The sequence below is a fragment of the Paenarthrobacter sp. CAP02 genome (assembly GCF_040137855.1).
In the GTDB taxonomy this organism is placed as follows: domain Bacteria; phylum Actinomycetota; class Actinomycetes; order Actinomycetales; family Micrococcaceae; genus Arthrobacter.
This window is the reverse complement of record NZ_JBEEII010000009.1, coordinates 210402-227764: the sequence shown is the minus strand read 5'-3', so window position 1 is coordinate 227764 and position 17363 is coordinate 210402. Positions and strand designations below refer to the sequence as shown.

At 63.3% G+C, this 17363-nt stretch carries 14 protein-coding genes; 6 read left to right on the top strand and 8 right to left on the bottom strand.

The genetic code is table 11. From position 1 onward, the window contains the following. Window positions 1-249: 249 nt before the first annotated feature. The gene (locus ABHM97_RS16695; protein WP_349471556.1) at window positions 250-441 is read right to left on the bottom strand and encodes a YegP family protein; all 192 of its coding nucleotides are present in this window, start codon (window positions 439-441) and stop codon (window positions 250-252) included. 159 nt (window positions 442-600) lie between these two features. Between ABHM97_RS16695 and nboR the strand changes: the two genes are divergently transcribed. Together nboR and ABHM97_RS16685 are read left to right on the top strand one after the other, a co-directional pair. Next, window positions 601-1236, top strand: a complete 636-nt coding sequence (nboR, locus tag ABHM97_RS16690) for a nicotine blue oxidoreductase (RefSeq protein WP_349471561.1) — start codon at window positions 601-603, stop codon at window positions 1234-1236. Between the two features lie 19 nt (window positions 1237-1255). Further along, window positions 1256-1714 (top strand): GNAT family N-acetyltransferase, encoded by a 459-nt coding sequence (locus tag ABHM97_RS16685; protein WP_349471555.1) that lies wholly within the window; start codon window positions 1256-1258, stop codon window positions 1712-1714. Window positions 1715-1732: 18 nt separating this feature from the next. Here the strand turns inward: ABHM97_RS16685 and ABHM97_RS16680 are convergent, their stop codons facing one another. The 5 genes from ABHM97_RS16680 to ABHM97_RS16660 form a co-directional block, all read right to left on the bottom strand. Next, on the bottom strand, window positions 1733-4552 hold the full coding sequence (locus tag ABHM97_RS16680; RefSeq protein WP_349471554.1) for a molybdopterin-dependent oxidoreductase: 2820 nt from the start codon (window positions 4550-4552) through the stop codon (window positions 1733-1735). Then, the gene (locus ABHM97_RS16675) at window positions 4542-5477 is read right to left on the bottom strand and encodes an FAD binding domain-containing protein (RefSeq protein WP_349471553.1); all 936 of its coding nucleotides are present in this window, start codon (window positions 5475-5477) and stop codon (window positions 4542-4544) included. The genes ABHM97_RS16680 and ABHM97_RS16675 overlap by 11 nt, the downstream gene beginning before the upstream one ends. Then, window positions 5468-6703, bottom strand: coding sequence for an XdhC family protein (locus ABHM97_RS16670; protein ID WP_349471552.1), 1236 nt, complete (start codon window positions 6701-6703; stop codon window positions 5468-5470). Before ABHM97_RS16670 ends, ABHM97_RS16675 begins: the two co-directional genes overlap by 10 nt. Before the next feature lie 330 nt (window positions 6704-7033). Beyond that, complete coding sequence (locus ABHM97_RS16665; RefSeq protein ID WP_349471551.1) at window positions 7034-8623, bottom strand: NCS2 family permease; 1590 nt, start codon at window positions 8621-8623, stop codon at window positions 7034-7036. Between the two features lie 6 nt (window positions 8624-8629). Beyond that, complete coding sequence (locus ABHM97_RS16660) at window positions 8630-9124, bottom strand: nucleoside deaminase (protein ID WP_142937997.1); 495 nt, start codon at window positions 9122-9124, stop codon at window positions 8630-8632. A gap of 410 nt (window positions 9125-9534) precedes the next feature. Between ABHM97_RS16660 and ABHM97_RS16655 the strand changes: the two genes are divergently transcribed. After that, window positions 9535-10875 (top strand): 8-oxoguanine deaminase, encoded by a 1341-nt coding sequence (locus tag ABHM97_RS16655; RefSeq protein WP_257369704.1) that lies wholly within the window; start codon window positions 9535-9537, stop codon window positions 10873-10875. 124 nt (window positions 10876-10999) lie between these two features. Here the strand turns inward: ABHM97_RS16655 and ABHM97_RS16650 are convergent, their stop codons facing one another. After that, a complete protein-coding gene (locus ABHM97_RS16650; RefSeq protein ID WP_349471550.1) occupies window positions 11000-12631 on the bottom strand; it encodes a hypothetical protein in 1632 nt (543 codons plus the stop codon). A gap of 440 nt (window positions 12632-13071) precedes the next feature. Between ABHM97_RS16650 and ABHM97_RS16645 the strand changes: the two genes are divergently transcribed. Beyond that, window positions 13072-14007, top strand: coding sequence for a hypothetical protein (locus ABHM97_RS16645; RefSeq protein ID WP_349471549.1), 936 nt, complete (start codon window positions 13072-13074; stop codon window positions 14005-14007). A gap of 160 nt (window positions 14008-14167) precedes the next feature. On the opposite strand, the gene ABHM97_RS16640 is transcribed toward ABHM97_RS16645, so the two are convergent. Next, complete coding sequence (locus tag ABHM97_RS16640; RefSeq protein ID WP_014922716.1) at window positions 14168-14344, bottom strand: hypothetical protein; 177 nt, start codon at window positions 14342-14344, stop codon at window positions 14168-14170. A 370-nt stretch (window positions 14345-14714) separates the two neighbouring features. Between ABHM97_RS16640 and pucL the strand changes: the two genes are divergently transcribed. Continuing rightward, window positions 14715-15629: a factor-independent urate hydroxylase gene (gene pucL, locus ABHM97_RS16635; protein ID WP_349471548.1), complete on the top strand. Its 915-nt coding sequence runs from the start codon at window positions 14715-14717 to the stop codon at window positions 15627-15629. 164 nt (window positions 15630-15793) lie between these two features. Beyond that, window positions 15794-17311 (top strand): nucleobase:cation symporter-2 family protein, encoded by a 1518-nt coding sequence (locus ABHM97_RS16630; protein ID WP_349471547.1) that lies wholly within the window; start codon window positions 15794-15796, stop codon window positions 17309-17311. Window positions 17312-17363 lie beyond the last annotated feature (52 nt).

Here is a 17363-nt window from a genome sequence, read left to right as displayed (position 1 = left end):
CCGCACGCCGCTACTTCAAAAACGACACCCACTCCATCGTCGCCAAAACCCTGCAGATGCTGGCGGCGAGGGGCGAGGTCGAGGAGGGCGCGCCGTCGTACGCCATTGACCGCTACAAGCTGCTTGACGTGAACGCCGGCACCACCGGTGGCGCGGGCGGCGACGCCTAAAGCCCCGGGACAACAATCGGCGGCAGTGTTCATGATGAACACTGCCGCCGATTGTCGTTTCCGAACCGGACGGGCAACGTCAGGTGCCCAGGTTCCTCCTGTCGACCACAAAGCCCGTAGCCGCATTCTCGCGAACGGCATTGATACCGGCCACCACGGCTTTGAGGTTCGGAAATTGTGGTGACACTGCCACCACCGTGCCATCGTCGGCCGTGAGCCGGAACCGGAATGAATTATTACCTGCTTTGAGAATTTCGAAACTGCCCGCCATGATCCCCGTCCTTAACGCGTCGTTGCGTCCTCGAGCTGACTTCATAACTCCCTCATCGACCCTAACGGCCATTTCGCGGGGCCAAAAGACCTACTCATCAGTAGTTTGAAACCGATATTGGTAGATCAAATGGAAACCACTTCAGGAGCTAGACACCGCATGCATGGCCGCGCGTATGGTGAGGATATGACTCCATCCGGCACGCCCACCACGGGCGTCCTCCTCGCTGCGGGCGCCGGCACCCGCTTGGGGCGCGGCCCCAAAGCGCTGCTGCCCTTCCGCGGACGCACGCTGGTGGAAGTACTCGCCGACACCCTTTTCGACGGCGGCTGCAGCGAGGTGGTGGTGGTTCTCGGAGCCGAAGCCGAAAACGTGCGGAACAGTACAGACCTGGGCGCGCACACCGTCGTAGAAAACCAGAATTGGGCCAAGGGGATGGCCGGATCCTTCCGCGCGGGCATCGAAGCAGCAGCCCCTGGGAACAACATCATGGTGGCTCTGGTGGATCAGCCCGGGCTTACCCTGACGGTGGTGAGCCGGTTGCTGGGCAGCCATCGTCCAGGGCGGGTCACCGCCTCCGCCTACCCTGACGAGTCAGGAAGGTTGAAGCGCGGGCACCCGGTGATATTCGACGTCGGGCTTCGCGGACAGGCCGCCGACGCCGCCAATGGCGACACCGGCGCGCGGTCCTTCCTCAAGGCGCATCCGGGCCTGGTGGACCTGGTGGACTGCAGCGATTTGTGCTCGGGTGAGGACTTGGACACCAAGGATCAGCTGCATCTTCTGGACGGATAGCGGCAGGTACATTGGGTGCATGATCCGCATCGAAACAGACGATCCCGCACGCCCGGATGTCCATCGGCTCCTCAGTGAACACCTGGCTGACATGTTCGCCACTTCCCCCGCGGAGAGCGTCCATGCGCTGGATCATTCCGCGTTGTCCCACGAGTCCATCACGTTCTGGACTGCCCGGGAGGATGGACAACTGCTGGGATCCGGTGCCCTGAAAGAGCACGACGGTGGACTGGCCGAGATCAAGTCCATGCGCACCACGGCCAGCGCCCGCGGCCGGGGCGTGGCGACATTGATGCTGGAACACATCGTCGCCGACGCCCGAAGCCGCGGGTACCAGCGGCTGTGCCTGGAAACGGGCACCGAGGACTATTTCGCCCCGGCACGGCGCCTGTATGAAAGGCACGGCTTTACGGAGTGCGGGCCCTTTGCGGACTACACCTTGGACCCGAACAGCGTCTTCATGGAGCTCCCCCTCTAACCCGATTTGGCAGGCGGGCTACACGGAGGCAGGGCTCCGGTCGCGGAGCGCCAGGTAGATCTTGTCCCGGGCGATGGGCAGCTCACCGAAACGGATCCCGGTAGCGTTGCGGATGGCGTTCGCCAGCGCCGGGGCCACAGGATTGAACGGGCTCTCACTCATGGACTTGGCCCCGAGGGGACCCGTGCTGTCATTGGTTGTGGCGAAGTAGACCTCACTCCTCGGCACATCCGCGAACGACGGAATGTGATACTGCCGCAGGATGTCCGTGGTGACCCGGCCGGCGTCGTCCACTTTCACTTCCTCGTACAGCACCGCACCGAGGGCCTGCGCGATTCCGCCCTCGATCTGCCCACGGCACTGCCGCGGGTTGACCACCACTCCGGCGTCGGCGGCCTGCACGCTCTGCAGGATCCGCAGCTCACCGGTCCCCGTGTTTACGGCAACCCGGAAGCCGTGGACGTTGAATGCCACCGAACGCGGCGTCCCTCCCCAGTTGCCGTCGGTGGCGAGCCGGACGCCTTGCAGCCGGGCGGCGTCGACGATGTCCGTCAGCTGCACGGTACGCTCGCCGCACTGGACAGCGTCATCCACCAACCGGCAGTCCGCCAGCGCCACCCCGGTGAGCGAGGCCGCGACGGTCTGGATGCGGGTCGCCAATTCCAGCGCCGCGCCGAGGGTCGCCTTGCCGGCAACCACCGTTCCCGCGGAGCCGAACGCACCGGTATCGTGCTCCACGAGGTCTGTATCGGACTGGCGCACGGTCACCTTGGACGCTGAGGTCGCCAGCGCTGTGGCCGCCAACTGCGCGTGCACCGTGGTGGTGCCGTTCCCGAATTCGGCAGTACCGACGTCGACGGCGAACCGGCCGTCCGCTTCCAGGCTCACCCGGGTGTGGGCGAAGTGGCCGCGGGGCGGGACGGTGTCGATCATGGACAGGGCCGACCCCTCTCCCACCACCCACTCCGGGCCGAGGTCATCAAGACCCGCGGCCCGGTATCGTTCCTTCCCGCGGTCCAGGGCGTCGCGCACCAAGGCGATGCACTGGTCCAGGCCGTAGCTTCCGTAGTGGACGTCTTCCTCGGGCTCCGGGGTTGTGGATAGCATGTGGTCACCGGGCCGGACCATGTTCTTCAGCCGGAACTCCAGAGGATCCATGCCGATCCCAATGGCCAGCTCATCAATCGCCGATTCAATGGCAAAGATCATCTGGCTCAGCCCGTATCCGCGGAAGGCCCCGGCGGGAACTGTGTTGGTGTAGACGGCGTGGGCGTCCACTTTCTTGTTCACGCACTTGTACACGGCCAACGACTCCCCGCAGCCGTGGAACATCACGCCGGGAGCGTGGTTTCCGTAGGCACCAGTGTTGGTCAGGACGTTCAGCTGCAGGGCCGTCAGGTATCCGTCCTTGTTGGCACCGGCTTTGAGGTGGATGGTGAAGGGGTGGCGGGTGGTGGTTGCCGTGAACTGCTCGGTCCGGGTGAACTCCAACTGCACGGGACGCTTCAGTGCAAGGGTTGCCAAAGCCACCAAATCTTCGGTGAGGACTTCCTGCTTCCCACCGAAACCACCTCCGACCCGGCCTGCCACCACACGGACGGCCTCCGGTGCCAGGTTGAACAACCTGCTCAACGTCCGCTTCACCAGGAACGGGACCTGGGTGGAGGAACGGACAACCAAACGGCCCTCCTGATCGAGCCAGGAGATGGACGAATGGGTTTCCATGGCTACGTGCTGCACCCGCTGGGTCTGGTACGTGTGCTCGTGGATGTAGTCCGCGGCGGCGAAGCCGTCTTCCACGCTGCCCAGTTCCGCGTGGACCTCGGCCACAACGTTCTGGAGCGGCCGCGAAATACGGGACTCGACGCCGTCTTTCTCGCCGTGAATCGCCGGGGCACCGGGAAGGATGGCTTCCTGGGGCGTGAAAACCGGTTCAAGGATTTCGTATTCCACGGCCAAAGCCCGGGCTCCAGCTTCGGCTGCTCCCACGGATTCGGCCACCACCGCGGCCACACGCTGCCCGATGAACCGCACCACGTTGTCCAGGACGCGGGTGTCATCGGGGTCGTCGGTGAAGTTCTCGTGTTGTGCCGTGGAGAAGAGCTGCTGCGGCGCGTCCTCGTGCGTGAACACTGCAACCACACCCGGCACGGCCAATGCCGGAGCCTTGTCAATGGAAACGATCCGGGCGTGGGGATGCGGCGAACGTGCCACTTTGAGGTGCAGCAAGCCGGGGAGTTGCTCCGCCGGAACATCCAAGGCATACCTGGCCGTTCCCGTGATCACGGCGTCGCTGGCCAGGGCGGGGACGTTGTCGCCAAGTTGGCCGGGGGTCGCCTCCACAACAGCAGGCGACTTTGCCCCTGAAACGTCAGCTCCGGCGTCGTGCTGGTGTTGGCCGCCGTGGCCTCCGCCGTGGCCGCAGACGGCGTCCGCAATGGAGCGGTAGCCGGTGCAGCGGCACAGGTTTCCCTTGAGGTTGCGGGGCAGGTTGGCGCGTTGCTCGTCGTCGAAGGTCGCGACGGTCATCATCATGCCTGCGGTACAGAAACCGCACTGGAAACCCTGCCCCTGGTGGAACTGCTCCTGCACAGGGTGGAGCTGTCCGTCCTTGGCCAGGCCCTCGATGGTGGTGACCGCCTTGCCTTCGGCGCGGACGGCCGGGTAGATGCAGCTGTGCACGGGAGTTCCGTCGACGTGGACGGTGCACGCTCCGCAGTCGCCGCCGTCGCAGCCCTTCTTGACGCCGAAGTTGCCCTCCTCCCGCAGGAAGGTGCGCAGGCATTGGCCTGGACGGGGTGTGGCCTGCGAGGCAGCGCCGTTGATCTCAATTGCCATGGGAGGCCTCCTTCTGGGAGCCAGGGTTTTCCGGTTGCGTGGACGGCTGGGGCGACGTGGCGTGCGGGGGCCAGAAATCGCCGGAAACGGTCATCGACTCGTCCATCAACTCCGCCCGTATTTCCTCTGCCAGCTTGAGCGTCATGTCGCGGCGCCATGCCGGGAGCCCGTGGATATCGTCGTGGTACAGCGGCCAGGGAATGGAACGTTCGACGGCGTCGGCCAACGTCCGCGCGTCCGGAACCTTTCCGGCCGGGAACCTGAGTTGCACCGGGCGCTTGGTCGAGGCAGTCACCGTGATGACCAAGCCGAAGACGGGATCGAGCCTGCCAATCAGCAGCACGCCGGAGCGGCCGAGGTTGCTCAGCGACAAGCGCCTGAACGCTACGCGCGCCGAGAGTGCCTCGGCGGGGAGATGGATGCTGCGGAGCAACTCCCCCGGAGCGAGGACGGTTTGCATATCGCCGATCACAAAGTCGGCAACCGGGACCATGCGGCTGGAACAGTCCGGGCTGAGGATGGTGGCGACGCCGTCGAGTCCGGCGCACAGCGACGTCATGGGTCCCGCGGGCAAGCCCGTGCAGATGTTGCCGCCCACAGTGGACATGTTCCAGATTTTGAAGGACGCCACGAAAGAGTCGCAGCTAGGCCGGATCAGAGCCAGCCCGGGCCATTCGCGGTGGGCTGCTTCTTCGCTGGCCGGCAAGGCGTAGAGCTCGGCCACGGTGCAGGTGGCAGCCAGTTCGATGCCGTCATCGGTCACGGTCACAGCGGGCCAATTGGCTTCGCCAAGGTCGAGGAGCCGTTTGAGGACGGTGCTTCCGTAGGAGAAAAGGACCGTGCCGCCGGCGAGCCAGGCATCGCCGTCGCGCCACAGGGCCGGGTCCGTTGTGGGCACCACGGCCTCGATGGTGTTCATGTCCATGGGTCCTCCTGGGTGAGGTGTTGAGGTGCTGGGTGAATCGGGCCGGTGCCGTCTTTGAGGGACGGGAAACCGGGCGTGCCGTGCGCTCCCCGGGTTCCGGGACCGCGCTCCGCGATGATCTCGGCCGTAATGGAGACCGCCACCTCTGCTGGTGTCACGGCACCAAGGTTCAGGCCGATGGGTGAGTGCAGCCGCGCCAAGGACTCTGAGGAAGTGCCTGACTCGAGGAGGGCATCGACCCGTTGGCGGTGGCTCCGGCGCGAACCCATCGCGCCAACGTAGGCCAGGTTGAGGCGGAGGGCCGTCTCCAGCAAGGGGATGTCGAACTTGGGATCGTGGGTCAGGACGCAGACCACGGTCCGGGAGTCGATCCGTCCTGCTGCGGCCTCTGCTTCGAGGTAGCGGTGCGGCCAGTCCGTCACCACCTGGTCGGCTCCGGCGAATCGACTTTGTTGAGTGAAAGCAGGCCGGGCATCGCACAGCGTGACGTCGTAGCCGAGCAGTTGTCCAGCGGGAAGCAACGCGGCACCAAAGTCGTTGGCGCCAAAGACCAGCATCCTCGCTGCCGGCAACCTGCTTTCGACCAGCAAGGTGATGGGTTGAGGTTCTTCCTTTTCCCGGGGCGGCGCAGCCAACCTCTCGGTTGTTACCCACCCATCGATGCAGCCCTCGGGCGGGGCCAGCCGGACAAGGCCTGCGCGGCCCCCTTGGAGGAGGGGCTCCACTTGGGCGGCTGCCGCGAAAAGGGTAGCCGGGTGGTCCCCCACCAATTTGGCCAGTTCTTCGGATTCCATGGCACGGAACCGTGCGGGATCATCCACCACCATGACTCCACCACCAGCATCAAGGCGGCGGATGAGTGCGCCAGGGCGTCGGGTTTCGGCCAGCATTGAGAGTTCTGGCGAGCCTTCCTGCAGCGGCTGGATGTGGACTTCCAGTTCCCCTCCACAGGTGAGTCCCACCGCGAACGCGTCCTCGGGACTGAAGCCGAAGGACTCAAGGCGGGGGCCGCCGTCGCGCATGGCTTCCAAGGCCGCCTCCACAACGGCACCCTCCACGCAGCCGCCGGACAAGCTGCCCAAAATTTCGCCGTGTTCGGAGACCATCATGGACGTCCCCAGGGGCCGCGGCACAGAGCCGCCGGTCCCTACGATCGTGGCCACAGCGCATCGTTGGCCGGAGACCGCCGTCCGCCAGCCGCCCAGTGAAGGCATCAGATCCAGCATGGCAACACATCCTTATTCCAGGTGTCCCGGCCAGGTGGCCCGGCCGGAGCAGTGCGCGATCTTGCCCCATAATCTCATTCGCAGAGGCTGTTGAGGGGCAGTCGCGGCTGTTCAGTAAAAGTTCAGTCAGTAAGGGTTCATAGGAACGGGGGCAAGGGCTTCATCTCCCTGCCCCCGTTCCCTGACGGAGCACCGGCACCCTGCCGCCGCCCGCCGTCGTGCCTGTTTTCAGGGACGACGACGGCGGGCGCCTATTCGTGCGGAGGGAACCGGGGGACCGTCGATCGGAGTGCCGGATGATGACCCGCCGGCGCGGGCTGGGGTTCCTGGCTAGACACCCATCAGGGCGTTGATGGGACCCCGTGCGAAGTAGATGATGAAGCCGGCCGTGACCACCCACATGAGCGGATGCACCTTCTTGGCTTTACCCGACGCGGCATTGACCACAGCGAAGGAGATGAACCCGACCCCGATGCCGTTGGCGATGGAGTACGTCAGCGGCATGGTCACGATGGTCAGGAACGCAGGCAAGGCGACCGAGAACTTGGTGAACTTGATCTCGCGGATCTGCGCCATCATCATCGCGCCCACAACAACCAGTGCGGCCGCAGCAACTTCCAGCGGAACCACCGAAGTGAGCGGCGTGAAGAACATGGACCCCAGGAACAGGAGGCCGGTGACCACCGACGCCAGGCCCGTGCGGGCACCTTCGCCAATACCGGCAGCGGAGTCGATGTACACAGTGTTCGATGATCCGGAGGTTGCCCCACCCACCACGGCACCCATGCCTTCAACGATGAATGCCGACTTCAGCCTGGGGAACGTACCGTCCTTGTGCGCCACCCCAGCGCTCTTCGCCAGCCCGGTCATGGTGCCCATGGCGTCGAAGAAGTTGGTGAACACCAGGGTGAAGACCAACATGGTGGCGGCAAGTCCACCGATCCGGGCGAACGAGCCGAAGAGATCGAAGTGGCCCACCAGGCTGAGATCCGGCACGGACACCAACTGGCTGGACAAGATAGGCACGTTCAGGTGCCAGCCGCCGGGATTGGTGGCGCTGCCTGGCCCGATCTTGAATACGGCCTCGACAACTGCGGCGAGGACGGTAGTGGCGACGATGCCGATCAGCAGGCCACCTTGGATCTTGCGGGCCACAAGGATGCCCATGGCCAGCAAACCGACGATGAAAACGAGGGTCGGGAGGGAGGTGATTGAGCCGTCGTTACCCAACTGGACCGGTGGGCCGCCCGCTGTGGGACGGACGAACCCTGAGTCCACGAAGCCGATGAAGGCAATGAACAGGCCGATGCCAACGGTAATGGCGGCCTTTAGTTCCTTGGGCACTGCCTTGAAGATCGCTGTCCGGGCCCCGGTAGCACCGAAGAGGACAATGAGGATGCCGTTGATGACAACCAGGCCCATGGCTTCTGGCCATGTGACTTCCTGGATGACCGCAACGGCCAGGAACGAATTGATGCCCAAACCTGCGGCCAGGCCGAAGGGAAGGTTGGCGACCAGGCCGAAAATGATCGTCATGACGCCGGCAGTGAGGCCAGTGACCGCACCGACCTGCGCGGCCGACAACCAACCGCCCGCCACATCAGTTGGCGCGTTCTCTGCCGAGAAGCCACCCAGGATGAGCGGATTCAGGATGACGATGTAGGCCATGGTGAAGAACGTGACCAGGCCGCCGCGGAATTCGCGGGCCAGTGTGGAGCCACGCTGGGAGATCTGGAAGAACTTGTCCAGGAAGGAGTTCGACGCCGGGGGCTTCTTGTTGCCATCTGCCAGGCCGGCTGCCGTGTGCTTTGCTTCTGCCGCTGTGGGCTCTGCGCTGTTCTCTCCGTTGGGGAAGAGCGCAGCCTGCTTTTCAGCTGCTGTGCGCATTTCTGCGGTACCCAGGATTTCCATGTCAGCCACCGGGCCCTAGTAATCAATCCTGGAATCAAGCGTGTTCCATGTGGTGAACGGCTGGAGGGCCTCCGGAGCCTGGGGATCGCCCAGTTCCAGCTTGGCTACCGGCATCAGCGCGTCCCGGTTGTCGTTCTCGAAGTACTCGTAGAAGACGGCGTCGTCGAAGCCAACGGATGCGGCGTCGTGACGGTCTGCGGCGAAGAACACGCGGTCCACGCGTGCCCAGAGCGCGGAGGCCAGGCACATGGGGCATGGCTCGCAGCTGGTGTAGAGAGTTGCTCCGCTCAGATCGAACGTTCCCAGTTCGCGGCAGGCGTTACGGATTGCCGTGACTTCTGCGTGCGCTGTGGGATCGTTCGTGGCGGTCACGCGGTTGACGCCTTCGAAGGCTCGTCCGTCCGCGGTGACAATGACGGCGCCGAAAGGGCCACCACTGTTCAGGACATTGGCTGTTGCCAGCTCAATGGAGGTGGCCAGGAATTGCTCGGCCGTGACGGTTGTACTCATGTTGCGACTTCCTTAGTGCTGTGGAAGCCAGGTGACCTGTTTGAGCGCGCTGCAAAAAGGAGCTCCAGTTAGCTTGGTTACCAGGCTTCAGCATGTGCGATGAAGGTTAAGTTGCGCCTGGTAGATAGCTTCCCGAAGTCCGGGTGCCCGCCTTTGGCAGTTAGAGCGTAGCACCAGGTTTGTGAGCCGCGCCATAGTTTTTTGAAAATTTAATTTCGTCATGCGAAATAAGTTGCGCCGTGCTTTTGGTGCCCGAATGTGACTGCAACCCGTGTGCGGGCGTTGACGGCCGGCGTCGCCCATTTTACGCTGTTGGGACCGTACCGCTCTCTGGCGGACCGGAAACCTGGATCAGCAGACAGGGCCTAACTGAGCTGGAACGCGTACACGCCGACCAGACAAGGACCTCCATGCTTTGGATCAAAAACCCGCTGGGTATCTTCACCGCCAACGACCTCGACGCCGGCAACGGCCTGGTGGTCTCCGACGACGGAACCATTCTTGAACTGGTGCCCTCCGGCGTTGAGCCTTCCATGCCGTGTTCCGTGTTCGATGCGTCCTCCCACGTCGTGCTCCCGGGCCTCATCAACACGCACCACCACTTCTACCAAACCCTCACCCGCGCCTGGGGCCCCGTGGCCAACGCACCCCTGTTCCCGTGGCTGCAGAACCTCTACCCCGTGTGGGCGCGGCTCACTCCACGCAGCCTTGAGCTCGCGGTTCAGGTAGCGCTTGCCGAGCTCCTCCTGTCCGGCTGCACCACCGCGGCCGACCACCACTACCTGTTCCCCGACGGCATGGAAGACGCCATCGACATCGAGGTGTCCGCCGTACGGTCCATGGGGATGCGGGCTACCTTGACCCGCGGGTCCATGACCTTGGGAGAGGACGACGGCGGGCTGCCGCCCAGGACTACGGTCCAGTCACCTGAGGCAATCCTCGCGGACAGCGAACGCCTGATTCGCAGGTATCACGAGACCGGCGATGGGGCTGTGGTCCAGATTGCCCTTGCCCCATGCTCGCCGTTCTCCGTGACCAAGGAAATCATGGCCGAGTCCGCAGCCATGGCCGAGCGCTTCGACGTCCGGCTGCACACGCATCTTGCCGAAACCATCGACGAGGAAGACTTCTGCCAGTCCATGTTCGGCCTGCGGACCGTGGATTATCTGGAGTCCGTGGGGTGGCTCGGATCCCGAACCTGGCTTGGACACGGCATCCACTTCAATGACGAGGAGATCGCGCGTCTGGGAGCTGCCGGAACAGCGGTGGCTCACTGCCCGACGTCGAACATGCGCCTGGCCTCCGGGACCGCACGGGTCCTGGAGCTGGAAGCCGCTGGCGTTCCCGTGGGGCTGGGCGTGGACGGATCCGCTTCCAACGACGCGTCCAACATGATCCTCGAAGCCCGGCAAGCCCTGTATTTGCAGCGCTTGCGGTATGGCGCGTCGGTCCCCGTGTCACGCGCGCTTGGATGGGCCACGCGCGGGTCCGCCGCAGTTCTTGGGCGGTCCGACATCGGCCAGTTGGCTCCCGGGATGCAGGCGGACTTGGCACTGTTCAAGCTCGATTCGTTGAGGTTTTCCGGCAGCCACGACCCCGTAGCTGCGTTGCTGCTCTGCGGGGCAGACCGGGCCGACCGGGTGATGGTGGGCGGATCCTGGCGCGTCGTTGACGGGGCAATCCCGGACCTGGACGTGGCCGGGCTGATCGCGGAACACTCTGCGGCTGCGCGGAAGTTGGTGGCCGGGTAGCGCGTTGGTTGTGGCTGTCGCATGGGGGCTGGGCGCGCGAGTTCGCCGGAACGCTGCCACTTCGCAGGGAGCGCTCCGGCGATTTCGCACTCTTCCCGCGAACTCGCCGGTGGCGCGGCCCTCCCTAAATGGTGACCTTGTAAACGTGGTGCGTGTATTCGTTGGCAAAGGAGTCCGTGAACTTACCGTTTTGCACGGAAATGCTCCGGTTCTCGCCCACAACCTCCACCTGTGTACCGGTGACTCCGTCAGGCAGGGTGAAGGTCTTGGAACCAGTACTGCCTTTCAAGCCAATGCCAGCAAAGAGGTAGGCGCTGCCATCCTTGGCCTTGAGCATGGTGTCAGTGCCGGCAGCACCTGCGTTCCACACATAGCTCTGGGTGTTGAGGACAGGTGCCAGCGCCTGGATGCCGGCCAGCGCTACCTTGATCTTTGCCTTGCGATCAGCGGGCGCCTGGACCAGTGAATACGTGCCGAATCCAGCCTGGCCATTGTTGTTGTGCTGGAAAATGCTGATGCCCCTGGCCTCGTGGATGATGCCGGACCACATGGCACCCTCCATCTGTTCCGGGGTGATGGTCCGGTCATTCACATCATTGAGGAACGGTTTTGCGGACTCCACGAAGATCCAATTCGGGTGGACGCCTGGCGAGGAATGGAAGCTTCGCATCTGATCCACCTGCCAGCCGTAAGCCGCGGAGGTTGCCGTGATGGCGCCCTGCGGCCACGACGGAGTCCGGTTCAGTTCATCCTGAAGATCCGCCCGGGCGTACATGTAGTTGTCCACAGACGCAGCGTCCACCGCGGACATGAAATCGTCCATCAGCCCCGGAGCCCAGTAGGTTCCCAGGATGCCCTTGGAATAGTTGGCGAACGCGAACCTGCCATCGTTGAACCCATGGATCTGGGCCACCTTGTCCTGCATCTGCTGGAGATTCTGGGCGTAGGTTGCGCCATCGCAACCCAAGCCGAGCATGTCGCACTCATCGTAGGTATCCCAACCCACCACTCCAGGGTTGGTGCCCACCTCAGCGCGCGACCACTCTGTCCCGGCGATCACCAGCATTCCTGTGTCCGTAATTGACGCCATGGAAGACCCATCGTGCTCGGCGTTTTGGTACACGTTGACGCCGATGTCCTTCAACTGGGCGGCGTGTTCGGGCTTGCCGTAGTAGACGCTGATGGGGAAAAGATTCGGGTTGTTGAGTTTCGCCGCACCCGGGAACTTTGACCAGTACGCAGGGCCGCCGTCCCACGGGACCCGGGCGAGATTGGCCAGGCTGCCTGTGGGTGTTGGTGTGGGGGTGGGCGTTGCAGTTGGCGTTGGCGTTGGTGTGACAGTCGGGCTGGGCGTGGCGGTCGGGCTCGTCGTCGGCGTTGCGGTGGGCGTCGGCGTCGGGGTGTCAGTCGGACTGGACGTGACCGTCGTCGTCGGCGTCGGCGTTGCAGTTGGCGTCGTCGTCGGGGTGTCAGTCGGACTGGACGTGACCGTCGTCGTCGGCGTTGCAGTTGCAGTTGGCGTCGCCGGGGTTTCAGTCGGGCTGGACGTGACCGTCGTCGTCGGCATTGCAGTTGGCGAGGCCGTGGCGGTGGAGGTCACGGTATCTGTCGGGTCCGGCGTCGGCTCGGCAGTGAGCGTCGGCTCGGCGGTGGATGTGGCACTCGGACTTGTTGTAGGCGGTGGCGCGCCGGGGTCTGTACATCCGGTCAGAGCTATTGCGAAGGTGGCGACAAACAGTGAGACCTTGAGTTTCATGGCGGTGTTCCTTTGGGGTAGCAGCCAAGAAGGGCTGCTGCGTTACCGGCTCCCCAACCGGTTCTCTATTGCCTGCAATGGCAGGACATATCAGCCGGGATCACTTCCCGGCACTACCCGATGACGAGCGTCGACAGCGCTCGACCTGCTGCGGTGCGACACGTGCGGACAATGCGTCCGGCGCCATCGAGCCAGCAAGTACAACCCCTCCATGGGGGTCGCCACGACCGGTTGGAATCAAACGGCGGCCGCCACCCCAGCATACGTGACCCACGCCACATCCCATCGGAATATGACGAGCCCATTTTTTCCAATTCGACGCCTCGCTGCGTCCTGAGCCGTCCGCACGGCACAGTACGCAGCGACGCATCGAAATGGGTTTATCCACATAGGCCAGCCCACACCTTCTCCCTGCGGGGGCGCCATTCGAGGCTTATCACGTGATCAAAAACGCCCCAGGAGAGCTGCCAGCGGGAATACATCTGTGGCGAACCAGCGAACTCCACGAACTCGGCTTCAACGACAGGAAAATAGTCGCTTTGTTGCGCGAGGGAGGGCTGGTCCGGCTTCGTCGGGGTTGCTACATTCGAGGGAGCACATGGGCAGCACAAAAGCCATGGGTGCGCAGTCGGCAACTCATCGCCGCGCACGCGCACGGAACACTTACGACGTCGGCTGGGGGCCTGGTCTACAGCCACAACTCAGCCGCTCGCCTCCATGGCCTGTTTCTCTGGAACGTCGATGACCGCGTGCACGTCACCACTGGATCAACTGCGTCCTCCAAATCCCATGGTTTCGGCGTCGTTCCGCACACCCGCACGCTGGGCCCTGGCGAGGTTGTGTTCATTGACGGAATGCCATGCACGTCCCTGGAGCGAACCATTGTGGACTGCTGCCTCATGTTTAACTACAAGCAATCCCTGGTGCTAACGGATCACGCCCTGCGGATGGGGGCCGATGCCCGAAGACTTCAGGAGATGTGCGCGTCGCTGACCGGGCGCAACGGAGTTCTCACTTTGCGCCGGGCCTTGGCGTACGCGGACGCCCGATCCGAGTCCCCCGGCGAAACCCTGACCCGTGAGTTGCTCCAACGGCTAAGGATCGAGCTCCCCGAACTCCAGGTAGAAGTTGCGTCGACCGAGGGCCGCCATCGGCTGGACTTCGCTTGGCGCAAGAAGAAGGTGGCCATGGAGTTCGACGGAAAGGTGAAGTACTTCGACTACGCGCCCACCGCCGAGGTAATTTACCAGGAACGCCAACGCGAGAAGGCCTTGACTGAGCTGGGCTGGAGGTTCCTTCGCATCAAGTGGCAGGACCTGCACAGGGAACAAGAGTTCAAAATGAGGGTACTGCGCGCCCTGCAAGAGAAGCGCTGAATCCAATACGGGGGCACGCTGCGCATTCGATGCTGCGCACGGCACACTGCGCAGCGGAGCGTCGAATCGGGCGCTAACGGGAAAGCGGGCGACACCTCCCCAGGTATCGCCCGCTTCCTTGGCTCTGTTGCGCAGAGTCCGCGCCCGTGATGCAGGAAAATCAGGGGCGCTGCCGGCCGAATACCGGAAGCGCGCGCAGCCAACGGGAGAACCCGCCGGCTTTGCGGTCGCAGTCGGCCGGAATGTAGAAGTCCGGATCTGTTGCGCCGAAGGGCAGGTACAGCTCCTGACCCGGTGCCGGGAATTCCACGACGTTGTTCGTATCCTTCGAGTCCATCTGTTCCTCCTCTTTTTCATGCACTCAGTTTCCGTACTTCGGAAAACTTTTATTGTTATGTGGAAAGTGTAGGCAGCTGGGAAACTGGGCGTCAAGAGCCCCACCGGAGCAAAGTGAGTTGCCCCGGTCACATTCGGGTAGTTCATAACGATCCTTGGGAACCCGTATACACAGGCCGAAACCATGCGCTACTCTCGTATCAGTTCGTGGCGTAGGTCACGTAACCTGAGAGCAGCAGGCAGGGTCGTAATGAGCTGGCATCAATGGATGTCGGCTCTTTTTTGTTGGGTCGGCTCCACCAGAAACGCGGTGGAAACACGCGCTTAATTTCATTGATGGAACCTAGGTTCCACCTCACAGAAGTTGGGATATGGCCATGAGCAACAACATCGTCCTCGGCGAAAACCAGTACGGCAAAGCAGAAGTCCGCGTCGTCAAGGTCACTCGGGATACGGACCGCCACCACATCGAAGACCTGAACGTCACCTCGCAGCTGCGGGGCGACTTCCAGGCAGCCCACCTCGAAGGAGACAACGGCCACGTCGTTGCCACCGACACCCAGAAGAACACGGTCTACGCTTTCGCTCGTGAAGGCATCGGCTCCCCCGAAGCCTTCCTCCTGCGCCTTGCCGATCACTTCACCGGTGGGTTCGACTGGGTAACCGGCGGACGCTGGGAAGCCGAGGCCTACAGCTGGGATCGCATCCAGGCACACGGCGAGGGACACGACCACAGCTTCGTCCGCAACGGACAAGAGGTGCGTACCGCCGTCGTCGTCCGTGATGGCGCAACCACCCACCTCATCAGCGGCCTCAAGGACCTGACCGTCCTGAAGACCACCCAGTCAGGTTTTGTCGGCTACCCGCGGGATAAGTACACCACCCTGCCGGAGACCACGGACCGCATCCTCGCAACGGATGTCTCCGCCCGCTGGCGCTACAACACCAACCTGGACTTCGCCGGTACGGACTTCAACAAGAGCTACGAGGACATCAAGGCCCTCCTGCTGGAAGGCTTCACCGAGAACTACTCCCACGCCCTGCAGCAGACGCTGTTCGACATGGGCAAGAAGGTCCTCGAAGCACACAGCGAAGTGGACGAAATCAAGTTCTCCATGCCCAACAAGCACCACTTCCTGGTTGACCTGAGCCCGTTCGGCCTGGACAACCCCAACGAGGTCTTCTTCGCGGCTGATCGCCCGTACGGCCTCATCGAAGCAACCGTCCAGCGCGAAGACATCGACGCTGCACCCGTTGCATGGAGCGGCATCGCCGGCTTCTGCTAACCACCCGGCGAATGCCAACCCCTGGGTTTGTGTACAGGTGCTGCCCCTCAGAGCCCCTTTAGGGCTTCACCTGTACACAAACCCGACCCCTAAAACCCCAAGATTTGTTAGCCAGACACAGTTAGCCAGACGAAGACGTCTGCCATGAACCCAGAAAGTCTGCCATGAACATCAAGAAGAAATCCCGCCCCGCGAATACCACCTCGTCCCGGACGGACCGCGCGAACAAGCCCGAACGGCCCGAGGACAAGCGCCTCTCCATCGGAAGCACCTTCGCTTACGGCTTCCAGCACGTCCTCACCATGTACGGCGGAATCATTGCCCCGCCGCTGATCATCGGTGCAGCGGCCGGCATGAACTCACAGGACATCGGCCTTTTGATCGCCGCCTGTTTGTTCGTAGGCGGGCTCGCCACCATCCTTCAGACGGTGGGCATCCCGTGGTTCGGCTCGCAGCTGCCGCTGGTCCAGGGCGTGTCCTTCGCCGGCGTTTCCACCATGGTGGCGATCGTCCAGGGTGGCGGCGGGATCCAGGCGGTGTTCGGCTCGGTGATCGTGGCTTCGCTGATCGGCCTGGCCATCACTCCCCTGTTCTCGAAAATCATCAAATTCTTCCCACCGGTTGTTACCGGCACAGTAATCACCACCATCGGGCTCACCCTGATGCCGGTGGCCGCGAACTGGGCCATGGGCGGCAACGCCAAGGCTGACAACTACGGCAGCATGGCCAACATCGGATTGGCCGCAGCAACCATGGGCGTCGTGCTTCTCCTGAGCAAGGTTGGCAACGCCGCGATCTCCCGGCTCTCGATCCTGCTGGCCATGGTGATCGGCACCATCATTGCGCTCATTGCCGGCATGGCCGACTTCTCCAAGGTGGGCCAGGGCGACGTCGTCGCATTCCCCACACCCTTCGCTTTCGGTGCCCCCACCTTCGAAGTAGCCGCCATCATCTCCATGCTGATCGTTATCCTGGTGACCCTCACCGAGACCTCCGCAGACATCATCGCGGTGGGCGAGATCGTGGACACCAAGGTTGATTCCCGCCGCATCGGTGACGGACTCCGCGCCGACATGCTCTCCAGCGCCATCTCCCCCCTGTTCAACTCCTTCACCCAGAGCGCTTTCGCCCAGAACGTTGGCCTCGTTGCCATCACGGGCATCAAGAGCCGCTTCGTGGTCAGCGCCGGCGGCCTCATCCTGGTGGTCCTGGGTCTCCTGCCGATTCTTGGGCGAGTAGTCGCAGCGGTTCCCACGCCCGTCCTGGGCGGTGCCGGCGTCGTACTTTTCGGTACGGTTGCCGCGAGCGGTATCCGCACCCTGGCCAAGGTCGAGTACAAGAACAACATGAACCTGATCATCGTGGCGGCCTCGATCGGCTTCGGCATGATCCCGATCGCCGCCCCGAAGTTCTACGACCAGTTCCCGTCCTGGTTCTCCACGATCTTCCACTCCGGCATCAGCTCGGCCGCGGTCATGGCGATCCTGCTGAACATCCTGTTCAACCACTTCAAGGCCGGCAACTCGGACAACCAGTCGGTATTCGTTGCAGGAACGGACCGGATTGTCAGCGAAGAGGACATCAAGTGCCTCAGCGAAGGCGACCGCTTTGAGAACGGCAAGTTGATCGACGCCGACGGCAACGAGGTCCCGCTCAAGACTTCCAGCGCGTCAGAGCACTGACCACTCTTCCGCGGATGAAAGGCGGCAGTGTTTCCTTGGGGGACACTGCCGC

Coding starts and splice junctions, on each gene's coding strand:
- ABHM97_RS16695 (WP_349471556.1), bottom strand. CDS start 441: ATGGCGGGCAGTTTCGAAATTCTCAAAGCAGGTAATAATTCATTCCGG.
- nboR (WP_349471561.1), top strand. CDS start 601: ATGCATGGCCGCGCGTATGGTGAGGATATGACTCCATCCGGCACGCCC.
- ABHM97_RS16685 (WP_349471555.1), top strand. CDS start 1,256: ATGATCCGCATCGAAACAGACGATCCCGCACGCCCGGATGTCCATCGG.
- ABHM97_RS16680 (WP_349471554.1), bottom strand. CDS start 4,552: ATGGCAATTGAGATCAACGGCGCTGCCTCGCAGGCCACACCCCGTCCA.
- ABHM97_RS16675 (WP_349471553.1), bottom strand. CDS start 5,477: ATGGACATGAACACCATCGAGGCCGTGGTGCCCACAACGGACCCGGCC.
- ABHM97_RS16670 (WP_349471552.1), bottom strand. CDS start 6,703: ATGCTGGATCTGATGCCTTCACTGGGCGGCTGGCGGACGGCGGTCTCC.
- ABHM97_RS16660 (WP_142937997.1), bottom strand. CDS start 9,124: ATGAGTACAACCGTCACGGCCGAGCAATTCCTGGCCACCTCCATTGAG.
- ABHM97_RS16655 (WP_257369704.1), top strand. CDS start 9,535: ATGCTTTGGATCAAAAACCCGCTGGGTATCTTCACCGCCAACGACCTC.
- ABHM97_RS16650 (WP_349471550.1), bottom strand. CDS start 12,631: ATGAAACTCAAGGTCTCACTGTTTGTCGCCACCTTCGCAATAGCTCTG.
- ABHM97_RS16640 (WP_014922716.1), bottom strand. CDS start 14,344: ATGGACTCGAAGGATACGAACAACGTCGTGGAATTCCCGGCACCGGGT.
- pucL (WP_349471548.1), top strand. CDS start 14,715: ATGGCCATGAGCAACAACATCGTCCTCGGCGAAAACCAGTACGGCAAA.
- ABHM97_RS16630 (WP_349471547.1), top strand. CDS start 15,794: ATGAACATCAAGAAGAAATCCCGCCCCGCGAATACCACCTCGTCCCGG.